Source organism: Ignatzschineria indica (genome assembly GCF_003121925.1).
Lineage (GTDB): Bacteria > Pseudomonadota > Gammaproteobacteria > Cardiobacteriales > Wohlfahrtiimonadaceae > Ignatzschineria > Ignatzschineria indica.
In genome coordinates this window covers 1,244,649-1,263,119 of sequence record NZ_QEWR01000002.1, presented here as the reverse complement: position 1 = coordinate 1,263,119, position 18,471 = coordinate 1,244,649, and the positions used below count along the sequence as shown (strand labels likewise).

Genomic DNA, 18,471 nt, shown 5'->3' with positions numbered 1-18,471 from the left:
AGCTTGATGGAGAAGTTGATGGCGAAATTGATTGGGAAGATGAAGAATCGTCAGCTCTCCTTTTCTTAAGAGCCTGTCATTATTGATAGATAGTTTAAAAATTATAAGGTGGGAGAGAGATGGTAAAGAGATTTAAAGTAGCGGTTTTAGCTGGTGATGGCATTGGTAAAGAGGTGATGCCGGAAGGGCTTAAAGTATTAAAAAGTGTTATCCAGAAATATCACCTTAATATTACATTTGAGGTTTTTGATTGGGCCAATTGTGACTATTATGCTGAAAATGGCACTATGATGCCGGCAGATTGGTTTGAGACTTTAAGTTCATTTGATGCAATCTATTATGGTGCTGTAGGATGGCCTGAATTAGTACCTGACCATATCTCTTTATGGGGATCACTATTACAATTTCGAAGACGTTTTGACCAATATGTTAATTTGCGTCCTGTTAGATTATTTCCGGGAGTCACCTCTCCTTTAGCAGGAAAGAAGCCGGGAGATATCGATTTTTATGTTATTAGAGAGAATACGGAAGGTGAGTATTCTGCTATTGGTGGAAAGGTATATGAAGGGACGGAACATGAGTTTGTATTGCAAGAGTCAGTATTTAGTAAGCGAGGGGTCGATCGCATTTTGCGTTACGCTTTTGAGTTTGCCCAAAAAAGAGAGCGTAAAATTTTAACAAGTGCAACAAAATCGAATGGATTAGCAATTAGCATGCCTTATTGGGATGAGCGGGTTGAGGATATTGCAAAAGAGTATCCTGATATTCAATGGGATAAGCAACATATCGATATTCTCTGTGCCCGATTTGTAATGCGTCCTGAGCAGTTTGATGTGGTGGTTGCGTCCAATCTATTTGGAGATATTTTGTCAGACTTAGGTCCTGCTTGTACAGGAACGATGGGGTTAGCGCCATCTGCCAATATCAATCCTGAAAGAACCTACCCATCTCTTTTTGAGCCTGTACATGGTTCAGCCCCCGATATTTATGGAAAAAATATTGCCAATCCTATTGCGATGATCTGGTCTGGGGCGATGATGCTCAACTTTTTTGGAGAGTTAGAGGGATGTGAGTCTTATCGAGAAGCACATGATCATATCTTGCACGCCATTGAAAAAGTTTTAGCTGAAGGACCGTACACGAAAGATATGGGAGGAGCGGAGACGACTGAGGCAATGGGAGATGCTATTGTGAAGTTGATAGAAGCACGCTAAGGTGTTAATAACATTAAGATATTCAATAAGACTCAATAAGACTCAATAAGATTCAATAAGATTCAATAGATAAGAGATTAATCATATCTTCTTACCTATTAATCCCCATTATTTTAGAACCCTAAGGAGATCGCTCTTTAGGGTTTTTTAATAGCGTTTAGACCACTAATAGTTGCATATATCAATAACAATATAAGTATCCATATAAGTATTCATATAAGTGACAATATGGGCATCAATATGAGTGTAAATTTGATAATGATAATTATCTGCATCAAACGGGGTATTTCTTTGAAAGAGATGGTAGTATTATTAAAATTGTCTTTTTAACCTCCCTTTTTATGTATATAAGACATCTATTTTAGAGGACATTATCTCAATATGAGCAAAGCAGCAGAAACATTTGGCGATAGGCTAATTACACTTTTAAAAAAGAAGAAGTTGAGTCAACGCAAAGTCTCTGAAGCACTTGGAATATCTAGAACGGCAGTGAATAAATGGACAAAAGGAGGCATGATCGATGAGAACAATCTCGATCGATTAGCGCAATTTCTGCAGGTCGACAAGATATGGCTTAAGTATGGGGAGTATCTAAGTTCTGAAAAAGAGGAACCCTCCTTAACGTTAGGGCGACATATCAATGACTTTTATCTCCATGAATCAACAGAAATAGTGACTTGGGAGTGGGATATTGTTACTGGTGAAGTATTCTATTCAGATAATGTAGAACAGGTCTATGGAATCCCGATTAGAAGTAATCATGACTTTCTATCATTAATGAATGAGGAATCACGGGATAAAATGCTCTTAGAGTATGAAAAAATTATTCAGCAGGGGGGCGCTCATGAGATCGATTTTAAGATATATCAAAATGGTGAGTATCGCTGGATCCGTTCTCGAGCCGCAGGAATTAAAGGGCACAATAATAAAGTTACAAAAATAGTTGGGATTAGTCTTGATAATACCGAGCGGAAAAGAGATGAGATAGCACTTAAACAACAGAAGAGCTTTTTGAGTTTTTTACTGAAAAATCAGACAGCGCTCACGGTATTTATGGATTGTAAAGGAGAGGTGTTAGTGAGTAACTGTAATGATAAGAAGATCAGCTTTCTTAAGATACAATCTTACCTCTATCAATTAGCGATGGAGAAGGAGACGGCTTTAAAAGAGATTTGTGAAAAGGGAAGTGGCGTTATTGAGTTTCAGGGAAAACGATTGGCATTACAAGCAGGTCGAGATTATGCCGATCGTCTCTTTTTAATGTTACAGACAGATTCAGATGAATTCTGTTAAGTTCTCTAATGCTTTATGGAAGCTTTATGGAAACCGTCAAAGGGAAGTTTATATCGATGCGAGGCCAACTCTACGTCAGCTCTATATCGGCTCTATCTCAGCGTTATAGACTCCTGAGAATAGAGAGAAATATAAAAATATAAACTTCCTAAATATAATTCAAATGATCAAGTAGCTAGGCAATAATTGTCAAAATTAGATTTTAGATATCAGAGATCTAACACAATACGTTTACCTTTAGCGCGAGAGACACAGATCATCATTGTTTTCTGTTCAGCTTGCTCCTCTTCATCAAGATAGAGGTCCCGATGATCAGCTTCTCCTTCTAATATTGCTGTTTCGCAAGTTCCACAAACGCCATTACGACATAGGCATTCTACAGAGATTCTTTTATCAGCCTCAATCGCTTGTAATATCGAGCTGCTTTCATCAACCATCAATGAGAAGCCCGATTTCTGGAAAACAACTTCAAAAGCATCGCCTTCACTTCCTGTCTCTGTGAAGTTTTCAAAATGAACTTTATCAGCACCGAGATGCTCTGTACCGGCAGCAATTACGGCATCAATAAGTGATTGAGGGCCACAGACATAGAGGTGTGTGTTGGGGGGTTGGCGTTCGATAAGCTCTTTTACATTGAGTTGCTGTTTGAGGGCGTTGTCATAGAGCGTTAAGGCATCTTGAAATTCTGTTTGTAAAAAATCGACAAATGCCGCATTTCCCGCTTCTCTGAAGCTGTAATGGAGTTCAAAAGGGAGTTTAGCCTCTTTCATCTCTTCGATTTTATGAAGATAGGAGAGAAATGGGGTTATGCCGATTCCACCAGCGATAAAGAGATGTTTGCTCTTTTCACATTCGATTAGTGGGAAGAAGTTTTCCGCTGGAGAGATCTCAATAATATCCCCTTCTTGAAGAGATTGATGCATATGGCGTGAACCGCCTTGCGAATCTTCTGTATGTAGGACTGCAATCTCATAATAATGACCATTATTGGGGTGACTGATTAGTGAATAAGCCCGTTTGATCTCTGGAGTGAGATGTAACCGGATATGGCTTCCGGGAGTAAAGCTTGGGAGAGTTCCCTCTGTGGGTAGTAATGTGAATTTTTTAATAGCGGGAGTGAGTTGCTCTATCTTCCCTACTTTTACAGAAATTGGATCGGATACCATATAAGCTCCCTTAAATGTTCACTGCTAGCAACTGCAATAGTCTGTTTCTGCTCAGTTTCTGCAGCTTTGAAAATAGTTTTACAGGGATGACTGAAAGAGAGCAGATATCACCTTCCGGCACTATCTGCTTCTCTTATTATCATCTTTTAAATAATCTTATTGACGACTTATGGATCTACTCTTGATGAGCTCGTGCAACATGTTGATGGAAGTGGGCGACACCGTGCTCACTAATCCCACTCCGTTGACGGTCAGTCATAATTCTTCCTTGTCCGCGATAGCCTCTCGATTGCAAACCTTTCTGAACACCTTCAACTAGACGTAAATCTTCAGGACGGAAGACGGTGCGATACCATTCAATCAGGTTTTTCTGATATTCGGTCAATTCTTCATTTAGGAAGTAGATATCGTAATATTGCAATGTTTCGCCAGCGCTTACCGGGAATTCATAGATAACCGTCATAAAATCCCCACCAGGAGGCATATTAAACATTGTGCAGGGCCATACCCAGAAACCATAAAACTTTGGATCTTTTACCGACTCATCAAATTGGTAAGAGGACTCTGAAGGCTTTGCCTGCCCAATCTGAACGGTCCAATTATCATATAAGTTATGTTCATAAACGCCGACATCTACAGAGCTTGCGAAGCTAACATGATTGGTCGGGCAGTGATAACACTCAATGTAATTATCCACGATCGTTTTCCAGTTTGCCGCTGTAGGATTGACAAAGCGCGCTGCAAGTTTTAGCTCTTTGATAACAGGGCAAGCTTGTTCCATCTGCTCTTTCAATCCGGGAAGCTGCTCTTCAATAGGTTGTGGCTCATCCCTTGTTAAATTGATATAGATAAAGCCGGCATATTCAGTGACATGAAAAGAACTTAAGCTCATTGCTGAAGCATCAAAGTTAGCGACATTTTCACAGTTTGTCGCATGTGCTAATTCACCATCGAGCTTAAAAGCCCAAGCATGATAGGGGCAGGTAATAACATTTTTAGCTTTTCCACCCTCACCACTCATTAATTGATGACCTCTATGAGGACAAACATTGTAAAATCCGCGTAATACATTATCTCTGCCTCTGACGATAATCAGACTTTCTCCAATAATTTCGCGAATAACATAATCATTTTTTTCGGCCAACTCACTGATGTGGGCGACACAAATCCACGTGTTGGCAAAGACTTTCTCTTTCTCTACTTCAAAGAGCTCCTCCGAAGTGTAATATTCTGCTGGAATGGTCCATGCGTTATCAAGATCGATGTGATCCTCAATAGATATTGTCTTTTTGATAGCTGTCATTTTTATATTCTCCTTTGTAGTCATGTAAACCTAAAGTTTACTTATCATGATCCTATAATAAGAATTATAAGGGGTCAATAAGCTTTTAAAAATAAACTTAAATATTTTTTCAAGAGAATAAAAAAGATGATAGTTGATCTTAATCATCTAATAGTGACTGATTTGCCTCATTTTTTTGATTGCGATCAAAGGTATTAAATTTTTAAAAAGTGAATATTTTATTGACTAAGCAACTCTGAAGGGCTAAAAATGTAAACCTTGGGTGTCATATTAAGTGCCCAAATAATAAAAAATATAATGGAGGATTGCTTCAATGATGAAGAGTAAGAGAGCGGTATTCTATGTATCTCTAGGGTTAAGTTTAATCGTTATAGCTCTAGGGGTGTTTATTCCGGAACGGGTGGAGGCTTTTTCACGGGATTCGTTAGTATTTATCTATAATAATCTGGGCTGGTTTATCCTCGGTTCGGTATTGGTCTTTTTTCTATTTTGTATGTATCTAGCGATTACCCGTTTTGGGCATATTCGTTTAGGAGATGATGAGGATCGGCCGGAATATAGTACGCTCACTTGGGTTGGAATGTTATTTAGTGCCTCAATAGGAATTAGCTTAGTCTTTTGGGGCGTTGCTGAACCTGTTTCTTACTACATCTCCCCACCGGTTGGTGAAGGTTATACAGAAGAGGCGGCTAAAACTGCGATGCAGTTTGTTTATCTTCATTGGGGTGTATCCGCATGGGCTTGTTACGCTTTAGTGGGGGTCTCCCTAGCCTATTTTCAGTTTAGAAAAAAACTTCCTGCTTCTTTAAGTTCTGTATTTTACCCCTTAGTGGGCGATAGAATTTATGGAACTTTCGGTAAGTGGATCAATATATTAGTGATATTCTCTGTCGTTATCGGTATTGCCACCTCTTTAGGATTTGGCACACTGCAAATCAATAGTGGGATGAATATTTTATGGGATGTTCCTGTTTCTACAAAAATACAGTTTTTTATTATCGCTGTTGTAACAGTGATCTATGTCTCCTCCACGATATCGGGATTGCAGGGTGCTATTAAACATCTCTCTAATCTCAATATGTTATTAGCATTTGCACTTTTGGGCTTTATTCTCTTTTTAGGTCCAACACAGACCATCTTTAAGGTGCTCTTCCAAGGAATGGGAGATTATGCACAAAACTTTATCAATATGTCATTACGAACGGAACCTTACGGAAATGGTGATTGGATTGCAAATTGGACCCTCTTCTATTTTGGCTGGTGGATTGCATGGTCACCATTAGTTGGAAGTTTTGTTGCGAGAATCTCGAAAGGAAGAACGATTAGAGAGTTTATGATCGGGGCTGTTTTTATCCCGGTATTAGGTTCATTCTTCTGGTTTGCCGTGATGGGGGGAAGTGCAATTCATATTATTCAAAACCTGGGACAAACAGCATTGGCTACCGTTGTTGCAGAAGATGTTACGTCGGCTTTCTTTGTCTTTTTAGAAAATTTTCCTTATCCCGTTTTTACAAGTATTTTAACTATTGTATTGGTGATGATCTTCTTTATCACTTCAGCGAACTCCGCACTCTTTGTTTTAGGGATGGTGAGTGAAAATGGTAATCCCAATCCCTCTAATCGAGTAAAAATTATTTGGGGAGTTATTATTGGTGCAATTTCAACGGTATTGATTGTCACGGGAGGATTAGCGGGCTTACAGTCGGCCTTAGTGGCAATGTCTATTCCTCTTGCGGTGATGATGTTAGTGATCTGTATCTCCACTTATAAAGGGATGAAAGGGGAGCTACGACCTATTCGGCAGGTGCATACACAAGAGGAGAATAAGCTCTTAAGAAAGCAGGTTAATCATTAATAGGTTATCAATCAGATAATAGGTCAATGATTGGTAGGCTCATCTTTAGTGATGAGCTCGCTATTGGTCAAAAGAGGTTCTAAAGAGTCAATATCTTTAGAACTTTTTTTATGGGTTTTCTGGGAGATCTATGGGAGGGAGAGGCTATCGCTGAAATATTGATCAATAAAAGATGACTCAATAAAAAATTGAGTGATAAAAATTGATCTTGAATATCTGATCTTTAAGGCAATTTTAAGCTAATATGGTGCCATTATAATTGATAATGTTAAGCAAAAGAGGAGTCATATTAGCGATGAATCGACACTGGAATAAGATTGCTTTATTGGTGGGCAGTTCACTTTTACTAGCGGCATGTCAGCCTGCAGGCCCAGATTTGGCCGATCTTCAGGCGCTTCGTGATCCATCTTCTGAAATTGAGATTACAAGTAGTCATATTAAAACCGTCTCTCCGATAGATGAGCATCGAGCGCTCTATGATATTAATGGCACCTTTAAATATCGTGATGGTCGCTATCAGTTTTTGACCACCTTTGGCAATATTAAAATCTACACGCCTTTAAATGGGGAAGAGAATAATCAGTTTGATGCCGTTGTTGTTGCCCAAGAGGGGGATGATCAAACATGGTTGATTGAGATGGAGACCTTACCTCGTTTCACCGGAGAGGAGACAGCGCAAACGCTCTCACACCGAGCGCTCTTTGCCAATAGTGTTGAGCATCTTCCCGGCATCTATACTCATCAAGATGGCACGCTTTTTGCCCTTAATGATAAGACGCTTGATAAGCGCATTAAAAACTTAATGAATGAGTATGAGGCGCAATTGCAGAAGAACTTAGAGCTCGATAAAGATCTTAAAGCAGTCGATGAGGCGTTAGCGCTCCATTATCGAAAGCAGGAAGAGGAGAGCCGAAAATATTTAAAAGAGCAGTTAAAAGAGTCATCGAAGGCTGTCGATAATGGGGAAGCGCTGTTGCAGAATCATATCGAAACAGCATTAGCTGCGGATGAGAAATATCAGCATCTTTTACAAGAGCGAGAAGGGTATCGTTTAGAACTTCAAGCATTACAACAATCGATGCCGGCGCTTTGGCGCGTTGATCAATGTTATGAGAGTGATTACCGCTTTCATGGACGTATGTGTCATCAGCTGATGAGTATTAATCGCGATTATCTACCAAAGATCCGCTTTCAGTATCGTCCTGATGCATCTCTCTATACGGCTCAGTAATATTAGGAAAATTGAGAACTTAAGGTGATTATGTCATAACTTCTTAGCAACTTTGATCAGGAGAGATTACCTTTATCGCTAATAACCCTTATAATGAGGGATTAAGCATGATCTTTGAAGGAATCTCTCTTCTCTCTATCACCTTTTTATAAAGATCGCTCGAAGAGGGGCTGACAAGAATCTAAATTAGATTTGATTAGGATTGAATCAAATTTGATGCAGATCCAAATAAGATCCAACAGGAGCAAATTCTCCTGTAAAATTAGATACTATTTATTTTATTTAATCATTAAGGTAGCAAAGCAATGTCAATAGAAGCTGTTCAAGCGCTTGCAAAGAAAGATTTCAATGCTGTTAACGAGAAGATATTAACGGCACTCCATTCAGATGTCGTCCTGATCAATCAAGTCGGACAATATATTGTCTCATCTGGCGGCAAACGTTTACGGCCCTTGATTACGCTTCTTGCTGCACGTGCCGCGGGATATGAAGGAGAAGGGCATATTACTGCAGCAGCGCTGATAGAATTTATTCATACGGCAACGCTTCTTCATGATGATGTCGTTGATCACTCCGATATGCGCCGTGGTCGAGAGACGGCGAATGAATTATGGGGAAATGAGGCAGCGGTTCTGGTAGGTGACTTTATCTATACCCGTTCTTTCCAGATGATGGTCAGTCTCGACTCGATGCCCATTATGCGGATTCTCTCTGATGCGACCAATGTGATTGCAGAAGGGGAGGTGATGCAGTTGATGAATATTGGTGATCCCGACACCACAGAAGAGAATTATATGAATGTCATCTACTCTAAGACGGCGCGTCTTTTTGAAGCTGCCGGGGCAGTTGCCGGAATCCTAACGCGCGAAGCAGGTGGTGATGATTTCGAAAAAGAGTTAGCAACTTACGGGATGTATCTTGGAACCGCTTTTCAATTGATCGATGATATTTTAGATTACACCGCAACGGCAGCAGAGATGGGTAAAAATACCGGAGATGATCTTGCAGAAGGGAAACCGACGCTCCCCTTGATCTATGCGATGCGTGCAGGGACGGAAGAAGAAGCAGCCTTAATTCAAGATGCACTTGTCAATGCCGATATCTCAAAATTAGATGCTATTTTAGCTGTCATTGAGAAAACAAAGTCGCTCGATTACACACATCAAGTGGCAGTTGCGCAAGCAAAACTTGCCATTGAAGCATTGAGCCGTCTACCGGAATCGCCCTATAAAGAAGCGCTGAAAACATTGGCAAATTATGCTGTAGAGCGGAAATTTTAGAGAACGTCTTTATCAAGAGTGATCGAAGTTGAAGAAAGGATGGCAACATCCTTTTTTTATTGTCCTTTTTTATGCTTCCTTTTGGTTGTTCCTCTTTTATTGTTCATTTTTTTAACGCCCTAATTTATAAAATGAGATAATAAGATAATGGGTTATATCAGATAATAGTTTATAAGAGGAGTTGCAGATGAGTGAAGTAGTGAGTGAAAAGAGAGGAACGCGGCATAAGGAGTATGCACTCCTATTGGCAATTATCGTCATTGCGTTTGATCTCTTTTTTGGAAGTACGAAATCCACCCCCTTTTTGATCTTAATTAATCTTATCTCATTAGTGGCTATTCTCTATAGTGCTTTTAGTGTGGTGCGTCATGCAGATATCTTTGCCCATCGCTTAGGAGAACCTTATGGTTCTTTGATCTTGAGTCTTTCAGTTGTGATCTTAGAGGTAAGCTTAATTACGGCGGTGATGTCATCAAGTCCCGGTGTTGGGGAGAATGGGATCGATCCTTATGCCACATTGATGCGAGATACGCTCTATTCATTGATCATGTTAGTGATTAGTGGCTTTGTAGGGATCTCACTTCTTTTAGGCGGACGCAAATTTAAGACACAACATGTCAATTTAGGTGGGGTGACGCAATATACAACAGCGATTATCCCACTTGTTCTAGTGGTTTTGATTCTACCAAGCTTTATGCCGGGTGGAACCTTTAGTAAAGGACAATTAATTGTTGTGGCATTTCTTTCAGCTGTTCTTTACGCTGTTTTCCTTGTGATTCAGACAAGAACTCATCAGAGCCTCTTTATCTATGATCATGAAGATCAGGATGAGAATCATGAAGGGATTCCCTCTCCACATTCCAATCTTTGGCATGGTATCTGGTTGGTGATTCATCTAGTCTCTGTTGTTGCGATTACTAAGGTGGATTCAGCTCCTTTAGAATCTTTGCTTGATAATCTCAATGCACCGAAAGCTTTAACCGGTTTGATTGTAGCGATCCTGATCTTTGCGCCGGAAGGATTAGGGGCGATGCGGGCAGTCTTGAATAATAAGTTACAACGTGCAGTTAATATGTATTTCGGTTCTGTTTTAGCAACAATCTCTCTAACCGTTCCTGCGGTGGTTATTATCTCTCTCTTAACAGGGCATCAGATTGTTTTAGGTCTGCCGATTACTGATGTTGTTCTATTAGCGGGATTATTTGTTCTCTGCCAGGCAACATTTGATAGCGGCCGAACCAATAAGGTGGATGGTGTTGCTCATCTTGTCATTTTTGGCGCATTTTTAATGTTGTTATTAGGTGGCGAATAGAGCAAGGTTCAAATCGATCTTGCTCTATAGAGTAGAGCGTTAAGAGTATGGAAAGGCATCATCATTGATGGTGCCTTTTGCTATTTGAAGTAAGAAGATTTGAGAGTTGCCGGAGAGAACGATCATGCTCTTTTAACAATCGCATGCCGGCAGATTAACATTTTCAATGCCGAGATGATCGGAACAAGGGTTGAGTGATTAAAGTTGAGGGATTAAACGATCGCTCATCTGCGGGCGCATGATCTTTCTGGAGTTGCAAACATTCTCTCCCGCTATGAGTCAGCTTCTGTTGATACAAATGAAAGATCCTTCATCGCCGGGAGCATGCCGGCAGATTAACATTTTCAATGTCGAGATGATCGGAATAAGGGTTGAGAGATTAAAGTTGAGGGATTAAACGATCGCTCATCTGCGGGCGCATGATCTTTCTGGAGTTGCAAACATTCCCTCCCGCCATGAGTCAGCTTCTGTTTATATAATTGAGATGATTCTTATATCGTCGAGAGATCAATGCCGGCAGATTAACATTTTCAATGTCGAGATGATCGGAATAAGGGTTGAGTGATTAAAGTTGAGGGATTAAACGATCGCTCATCTGCGGGCGCATGTTCTTTCCGAAGTTGCAAACATTCTCTCCCGCTATGAGTCAGCTTCTGTTGATACAAATGAAAGATCCTTCATTGCCGGGAGCATTCCGGCAGATTGGTATTTTCATTGTTGAGAGGAGGGGAGCTATATTTGAGAAATTAAAAAGAGCGTTGCGGTTATGATTCCGTAACGCTCTACTTTTCTGTTTTCTACTGATTTTTAAATAGATTTCATCTATTAGTTAAATGCTCTTTAAAGATCCGATGGAAGAGGTTTTCTTCTGATGGGGGTCTCATGTTTGTAGCGATCTTCTAATCGATCAGCAATCGTATGAGGTTTTGAGCCACCATTGTAGGGATTGCCTTCCTCATACTTTTTACTGATTTCACGCCATAGATCTGCATTCTTAACGCCGGCAATATCAGGATTAAAGATGGGATCTTTTCCTTCACGCTTTTGGCGCTCATAATCTTTAAAGGTGCGATAGAGTGGTTTTGAGAGAAGGATAATTCCCACAAGGTTGAGGTAACTCATGCTACCAAAACCAATATCTCCAAATCCCCACATTAAATCGACCGACTCAATGCTGCCGAAGAACATTGTGAGAAGGAAGATAAATTTTAATAAGAGCGTTAAAAGCGGATACTTAATTTTACGATCTAAGAAGATCATCGCCGTTTCAGCAATATAGTAGTAGGCCATTAACGTTGTAAAGGCGAAGAGAAAGATTGCAATTGCAACAAATCCCGCACCGGCGTTAGGAAAAACACTCGATACTGCCATTTGAGACCATGCGCTTCCGGCACTAATACCGGGGATATTCTCAACAATCGTTTCACCTCCGGGAGGAGTAACGTTATACATCCCGGTAATTAAGATCATCAATCCCGTTGCTACACAGACAATCACGGTATCGATATAGATTGAAAACCCTTGAATTAATCCCTGTTTAACAGGATGACTCACTTCAGCTGCGGCGGAGCTAAAAGTTGCTTCTCCGGCACCAGCCATACTTGAGAAGACCGCACGCCGTACACCCCAGGCAACTGCTAAACCAACAATACCCCCAAAGATGGCATCCATGCCGAATGCACTCGAGATAATCAGTTTAAACATCGCCGGAACTTGTGTAATATTCGCCCCTAAGATTACAAACATTAAGATGATATAGAGAAGCGCCATGATGGGAATAATCTTATCGGCATAATTAGCAATACGTTTAACACCCCCAAAGATGAGATAAGCCATTGCAATAGTTATAACAATGCCTGTTAAAACGGGAGGGATATTAAATGCGGTATTAAAAGAATCGGCAATAGTATTTGATTGGATTCCCGGCACTAAGAAACCATATGAGATACAGATCACGACCGCCATTAAAATAGCAAAAGGTTTCCAGCCAAGACCTCGCTCAATGTAGTAGGGAGCGCCCCCACGATATTGCCCATCTACTTTCTGTTTATAGATCTGTGAAAGGGTTGATTCGGCAAAAGCGCTTGCGCCACCTAATAGCCCCATCACTGCCATCCAGAAGATTGCGCCTGGACCACCGGCAGCGATTGCTGTGGCAACGCCGGCAATATTACCGACACCCACTCGACTTGAGAGCGCTAGACAGAAGGCCTGGAATGAAGAGATCCCCTCTTGGGAACTTTTCCCCTCTTTTAGTAGCTTGATCATCTCGATCAGATAACGAAATTGAACTCCTCGAGTGATAATTGTGAAATAGAGACCAGCTCCGAGAGAGAGTGCAACGAGTGCATTTCCCCAGATATAGCCTACCAATGTATCAACGATGCTTTGCATAGTTTTATCCTCCGATGATATCGCCCTATTTTTATTGATGATTGATTTTATTTAATGATTTGAATCTCTATTTTTTCTATTTTTATAGTGATCGATAGGGTCGAAATGTTTTTTTGTTTGGTAGTAATTTTTAGATATTCGATACAGTAACGTATCGATGATTTGAATTGCTGACTTGAATTGATGATTGGGATTGATGATTTTTAGTTGATTTGTCGTTAATTGCTAAAGTATTAATAGGGAAGAGGGTCAAGGGAGATCTTCTCCCTTTCCCGCTCTTCTGTTGTGTCAGTTACGTTAGTTATGTTAGTTACTACAGTGATACTGATTAATGGATATTGATTAATGCATATACCAGATCACTTTCTGTGCGGTATATTGTTCAAAGGCTTCTAGGCCATTATCTTTACCGCCAAAACCTGATTGTTTAAAACCTCCAAAAGGTGTAGTAATATCCCCTTCACTAAAGCCGTTGACTGAGATTGTTCCTGCTTTAATAGCGGCAGCAACATGAAATGCTCGCTTGATATTTTGGGTATAGAAGGAGGCCGCTAAACCATAGTGTGAGTCATTTGCGAGCGCGATCGCCTCTTCATCTGATTGGAAACTCACAACGGCGAGAACAGGGCCAAAGACCTCATTTTGAAAGAGGGTCATATCGGAGCGAACATTATCGAAGATTGTCGGTTCGATATACCAGCCACTGCCTAAGTCGGAATGGATTTTACCGCCGGAAACGAGATTACCTCCCTCTTTTAGAGTGATATCGATAAAGGATTTGACCTTGTTAAAGTGTGCTTCTTCGATCATCGGCCCGATAGAGACAGAAGGATCTAAAGGATTTCCGACCTTCCATTCAGAGAGCGCCGCAACTAACTTTTCTAAGACCTCCTCTTTAATCGATTCATGAAGAAGCAGGCGAGAGCCACAGCTACAGTTCTCACTCATATTCCAAAAGGCTGAGGCGAGAATATGGGGAATCGCGGCATCAATATCGGCATCTTCAAAGAGAATTTGAGGGCTTTTTCCACCACATTCTAAGATGATCTCTTTGAGGTTGCTCTCAGCAGAGTATTTTAGAAAGTAACGGCCCACTTCGGTTGATCCCGTAAAGGAGACCACATCAACATCCATATGGCGACCGAGCGCCTCACCAACCTTTTCTCCTAATCCTAGAACAAGACTCAAAGCACCCTCTGGGACGCCTGCTTCATATGCAAGTTCAACCATTCTAAAAGCACTGAGTGAGGTCAATTCTGCTGGTTTTACAATGACAGAATTTCCAGCAGTTAATGCCGGCGCCACTTTCCAAGCAAACATCTGCGCCGGGAAGTTCCATGGTAATACCGCACCGACAACGCCGATCGGCTCTCTAACAATAAGTCCTAACGTATCGCTATCTGTAGGGGCGACTTTTCCGAAGAGTTTATCGATCGCTTCAGCATACCAGCGGAAGGTCTCAATCGTTGCTGGCATATCGGTGTTGAGACACTCTGTAATGGGCTTACCGGCATCAACCGCATCGAGTGCAGCAAGTTCCTCTTGATGCTTTTCAAGTAGATCGCAAAATCGTAACATCACCTCTTTACGCTCTGCCGGAGATTTTTTACTCCAGATACCTGATTCAAAGGTATCTCTCGCAACCTTGACGGCTGCATCGATATCGTTGGCATCGCCATCAGTAATGGTGCCAATGATATTTTTATCTATCGGAGAGATATTCTCCAAAACGGCGTTATTAAGTGGATGACCGGCAATTCTATTTTGCGCAATAAGCGCGCCTTTTTGGGCTTGCTCAAAGATCTCTTCTTTTTTTCTAATCATCAATATTCTCCTTAAATTTATCTGAATCTCTATTTACGACTCACGATTCACGATTTGTGATTCACTATTTTCTTCTGTCGTACGTTTCGCTCTTATCTTGTTAAAAGTGAAGCGCTTCAGAAAAAAGGGAGAATTAGTATCATGAGATCTTCGACAATAATCAATGGAAAATCGCATCGATCCTGGTTGATTACTTACCATTTTCTCCCTTTTGTATCTGCTCCTTTTAGCGGAAGAATGCTAAGAAGGCATCGCGCTCCTCATCAGAGAGATCAGATAAGGGGAGTCTTACTTTTCCAACAGAGAGAGTTGCTTTTAGACAGCCCAATTTTGCTTTCTGATTATAGTTGCCTGACTCCATTGAGTGGATTGCCGGGTAGATCTCTTTCATAATATTGCGTGCAAGATCCCAATCCCCTTTCTGTGTGGCATTAAAGAGTGTAACCTGCTCTTCAGGGAAGACATTCCCCGCACCGGCGATCCAGCTCTTAGAACCCCAGAAGAAGAAATCGACCGGCTGATCATCACAACCACAGACAATCTCAAAATCTTCAAAAGGAGTCTGGAGTAAGCGAAGCGCACGACTAAAGTCACCACTACTCTCTTTCAGGCCGATGATTTTAGGATTTTTCGCAAGATGGAGAACACTCTCATACTCAATCTCAATGCCGACACGAGCTGGGAAGTTATACATAATGATCGGAATATCGGTCGCTTCTGCAACTGTCTCATAATGGGCAATTAATCCAGCTTGGTCCGGTAAGCTATAGGCTGGAGGTGCGAGCATGAATGCTTCATAGCCAAGGGCTGCCGCCTCTTTTGCGCGCTTTACCGTTCCTGCAGTTGAGAGATCATTAATGCCGGCAATGAGGGTGACACGCCCTTTAGCGATTTTAGCAACGGTTGTGAGAACAGCTTCTCGCTCCTCTTCTGTTAAGGTGTAATATTCGCCTGTCGTACCGCAGGCGACAAGACCGGCGACACCTTTTGCGATAAATTGTTCTGTCAATTGCTCTAAAGTTGCAATATCGAGGGAACCATCTTCTTTAAATGGGGTGACTAAAGGAACGTAGATACCATGTAATTTCATTATTCAATCTCCTATGATTGGTCTATTAATCAGTTTGCTGATCTTTAATTGTTATTAAAGTTATTAAAAACGATCGATTGCAAAGGGTTTTACATCGATCGGTGGGGGTTGATTGAGATAGAGTGCGGTGATGATCTCGGCTGTTAAAGTGGCATGTGTAATACCGAGATGCTGATGCCCAAAGGCGTAGTAGCAGTTATCAACTTGATCAATCACCGGGAGAGAGTCAGCCATCGTTGGGCGAAATCCCATCCACTCTGTCGCGTCTGTTGCATTTAAAGGATCCTTTAACATCGGTGTTGCTAAAGGGAGGAAATTTTGTGCTCGGCGCATATCGGGAGGAAGTTTCAATCCTCCATACTCCACTGTGCCAGCAAGTCTTAATCCACTATTCATCGGGGTCATAATAAATTTACGATCGATACTGGAGATTGGAATAGAGAGCCGCTCTTTTTCATGGGGGAGCATAAGGTGGTAACCTCGTTCTGTTTCCAAGGGGAGATTAAATCCACTTAAGGCTTTTGCAAAGGGCTTTGAGAAAGCACCCGTCGCTAAAACAATGCTTTCGGCAGTGAAGATCTCTCCATTAGCGACCACCTCCACTTTTTTTGAAGAGAGTTTTTTGATTGAACCGACCTCATAATTTTCGATCACGCTTCCACCTAGTTGCTGAAACTGAGTGAGGAGATGATCAATCAGGGCAGATAGATCTACAATATGCCCAGTATCAGGAAAGAGGAGCGCACCTAATTGAGAGTCGGCTAATGCCGGAGCCTTATCGAGTAGCGCTTGCCGTCCTAGTAGCTGATTCTTGATGCCAAGTGCATTGAGTTTTTCACCATGTTTTTGTAACTGCTCGAGGGATTGCTCTCTTTCTGCGACAAGGAGTGAACCCTCAATTTTGACCCAAGATTGAAGTGCCCAACGCTCCTTAAAGCGTTCCCAAGAGGGAAGGGCGGCTCTATTCAACACTCTTAATGACTGATGAATTCTTTCAAAAGGGGCTGACCGCATATTACTAAGAAGTTTCATTCCCCAAGGCATCAATTGAGGCAGATAGCGCCAATCAATTCGTAGAGGGCCAAGAGGATCTAATAACATCTTTGGGAGCGACTTGAGCATAGAGGGATCAGCAATGGGATAGACCTGTTCTGTAGCAATATGCCCGGCATTACCCCAAGAGGCACCGCGGCCGACTTGCTCTTTCTCAAGCAGAAGGGTATCGATGCCCGCTTTTTGGAGCTCGAGAGCAATGGTTAATCCAATTAAGCCACCGCCCACAACAATTATTTTTTTCTCTCTACTAGTTTTCTCTCTACTAGTTTTCTCTCTATTGGACATAAAGATCTCCGCTTCTTCTCTTAGATTGATCTGTTCTCTGAATCTGCTCTCAAGTGATCTCCATTGGGAGATATCTCTGCTTAAGAGGGATTATCTCAATCGGTTGAGATGCCGTAACGAAATGGATCGGCGGAGTCGAGAAGGAGTGTATTCTCCCCAGAGATATAGGCGCGCCCCCGAATAATGGGAATAATTTTATCCCCATCGCGCTGATAACTTGCCTGAAATTGACTGCCGATAACACTCTCTTGAATCCAGATATCCCCTTCTGCTAATAAGCCATCTTCTGCCAAGGTTGCAACTTTAGCGCTTGTTCCTGTTCCACAAGGAGAGCGATCATAAGCGCCGCCAGGGCACATCACAAAGCTACGGCTATTGGCGGTCGGCGTTGATTGGAAGAGCTCAATATGATCGATCTCTTCATTATTAGCCCCGGTAATGCCGGCAGCTTTAAGTGCCGCCATAATCTTTAAGGTAATGTCACTTAGTTGCGCGGCATTTTTTAAATCAATATCCAAAAAGTGCTGATTGACTAAAAAGAACCAGTTGCCTCCCCAAGCGATATCTCCGGTAACGCGCCCTAATTGAGGCACATCAACACTCACCGCTTTTCGATAACGATAGGCCGGTACATTTTTTAAGCTCACAGAACCATCTTCATGAAGTGTGGTGCGAATATCTCCTACAGGTGTTTCGATAAGATGTTCGCCCGCTTCTACTTTTTGAAGATGGAGGAGGGAGGCCATCAAGCCGATCGTGCCATGGCCACACATTCCAAGATAGCCTTTGTTGTTAAAAAAGATCACTCCGGCGGTTGCTTCTGGATTTGTTGGTGAACAGAGGAGGGCACCCACAAGCACATCATTGCCACGAGGCTCTAAGATGACCGCCTTACGGAAGTGATCAAAACGGTTTTTAAGAATTTCAAGACGCTCAGCCATTGAACCATTCCCAAGATCGGGAAAGCCTTCTAAAACTAATCGGGTCGGCTCACCGCCTGTATGTGAATCTAATACTTTTATTCTTTCGAGTGATAAACTCATTCTCGTTTCTCCTTCGCTTTGGCTGCTTAATATTTAGTCTGCTTGATTTGTCTTGAGGTTTCTTGATATGTTTTGATCAAAGTGATGCGCTAAATAGCACAATGATAAAAACCGAAAAAAGCTGA

The 18,471-nt window shown here is 41.6% G+C and carries 13 protein-coding genes; 6 read left to right on the top strand and 7 right to left on the bottom strand.

All coding sequences use genetic code 11. From position 1 onward, the window contains the following. The first annotated feature begins 119 nt into the window (after nt 1-119). Together DC082_RS05625 and DC082_RS05620 are read left to right on the top strand one after the other, a co-directional pair. Nucleotides 120-1,214 carry a tartrate dehydrogenase gene (locus DC082_RS05625; RefSeq protein ID WP_109236083.1) on the top strand — a complete coding sequence of 365 codons (1,095 nt, stop codon included), beginning with the start codon at nt 120-122 and terminating at the stop codon, nt 1,212-1,214. A 381-nt stretch (nt 1,215-1,595) separates the two neighbouring features. Then, the gene (locus DC082_RS05620) at nt 1,596-2,507 is read left to right on the top strand and encodes a helix-turn-helix domain-containing protein (RefSeq protein ID WP_109236082.1); all 912 of its coding nucleotides are present in this window, start codon (nt 1,596-1,598) and stop codon (nt 2,505-2,507) included. Nucleotides 2,508-2,716: 209 nt separating this feature from the next. On the opposite strand, the gene DC082_RS05615 is transcribed toward DC082_RS05620, so the two are convergent. Continuing rightward, nucleotides 2,717-3,673 (bottom strand): PDR/VanB family oxidoreductase, encoded by a 957-nt coding sequence (locus tag DC082_RS05615; RefSeq protein WP_109236081.1) that lies wholly within the window; start codon nt 3,671-3,673, stop codon nt 2,717-2,719. A 175-nt stretch (nt 3,674-3,848) separates the two neighbouring features. Beyond that, nucleotides 3,849-4,976: an aromatic ring-hydroxylating oxygenase subunit alpha gene (locus DC082_RS05610; protein WP_109236080.1), complete on the bottom strand. Its 1,128-nt coding sequence runs from the start codon at nt 4,974-4,976 to the stop codon at nt 3,849-3,851. 316 nt (nt 4,977-5,292) lie between these two features. Between DC082_RS05610 and DC082_RS05605 the strand changes: the two genes are divergently transcribed. The 4 genes from DC082_RS05605 (at nt 5,293) to DC082_RS05590 (ending at nt 10,654) form a co-directional block, all read left to right on the top strand. After that, nucleotides 5,293-6,831 (top strand): BCCT family transporter, encoded by a 1,539-nt coding sequence (locus DC082_RS05605; protein ID WP_109236208.1) that lies wholly within the window; start codon nt 5,293-5,295, stop codon nt 6,829-6,831. A gap of 295 nt (nt 6,832-7,126) precedes the next feature. Continuing rightward, on the top strand, nt 7,127-8,062 hold the full coding sequence (locus DC082_RS05600) for a hypothetical protein (protein ID WP_109236079.1): 936 nt from the start codon (nt 7,127-7,129) through the stop codon (nt 8,060-8,062). Between the two features lie 305 nt (nt 8,063-8,367). Continuing rightward, on the top strand, nt 8,368-9,342 hold the full coding sequence (ispB, locus tag DC082_RS05595) for an octaprenyl diphosphate synthase (protein WP_109236078.1): 975 nt from the start codon (nt 8,368-8,370) through the stop codon (nt 9,340-9,342). 187 nt (nt 9,343-9,529) lie between these two features. Then, nucleotides 9,530-10,654: a sodium-potassium/proton antiporter ChaA gene (locus DC082_RS05590; RefSeq protein ID WP_109236077.1), complete on the top strand. Its 1,125-nt coding sequence runs from the start codon at nt 9,530-9,532 to the stop codon at nt 10,652-10,654. A gap of 840 nt (nt 10,655-11,494) precedes the next feature. Here DC082_RS05590 and DC082_RS05585 read toward each other — a convergent pair. The 5 genes from DC082_RS05585 to DC082_RS05565 all read right to left on the bottom strand — a co-directional run bounded on the left by DC082_RS05585 (nt 11,495) and on the right by DC082_RS05565 (nt 18,346). Continuing rightward, nucleotides 11,495-13,048 carry an alanine/glycine:cation symporter family protein gene (locus DC082_RS05585; protein ID WP_109236076.1) on the bottom strand — a complete coding sequence of 518 codons (1,554 nt, stop codon included), beginning with the start codon at nt 13,046-13,048 and terminating at the stop codon, nt 11,495-11,497. Between the two features lie 342 nt (nt 13,049-13,390). Beyond that, complete coding sequence (locus DC082_RS05580; protein ID WP_109236075.1) at nt 13,391-14,872, bottom strand: aldehyde dehydrogenase; 1,482 nt, start codon at nt 14,870-14,872, stop codon at nt 13,391-13,393. 226 nt (nt 14,873-15,098) lie between these two features. Further along, nucleotides 15,099-15,962: a 4-hydroxy-tetrahydrodipicolinate synthase gene (gene dapA, locus DC082_RS05575; protein ID WP_109236074.1), complete on the bottom strand. Its 864-nt coding sequence runs from the start codon at nt 15,960-15,962 to the stop codon at nt 15,099-15,101. A gap of 63 nt (nt 15,963-16,025) precedes the next feature. Beyond that, nucleotides 16,026-17,303, bottom strand: coding sequence for an NAD(P)/FAD-dependent oxidoreductase (locus DC082_RS05570; protein WP_109236073.1), 1,278 nt, complete (start codon nt 17,301-17,303; stop codon nt 16,026-16,028). A gap of 95 nt (nt 17,304-17,398) precedes the next feature. Further along, the gene (locus tag DC082_RS05565) at nt 17,399-18,346 is read right to left on the bottom strand and encodes a 4-hydroxyproline epimerase (protein WP_109236072.1); all 948 of its coding nucleotides are present in this window, start codon (nt 18,344-18,346) and stop codon (nt 17,399-17,401) included. Nucleotides 18,347-18,471 lie beyond the last annotated feature (125 nt).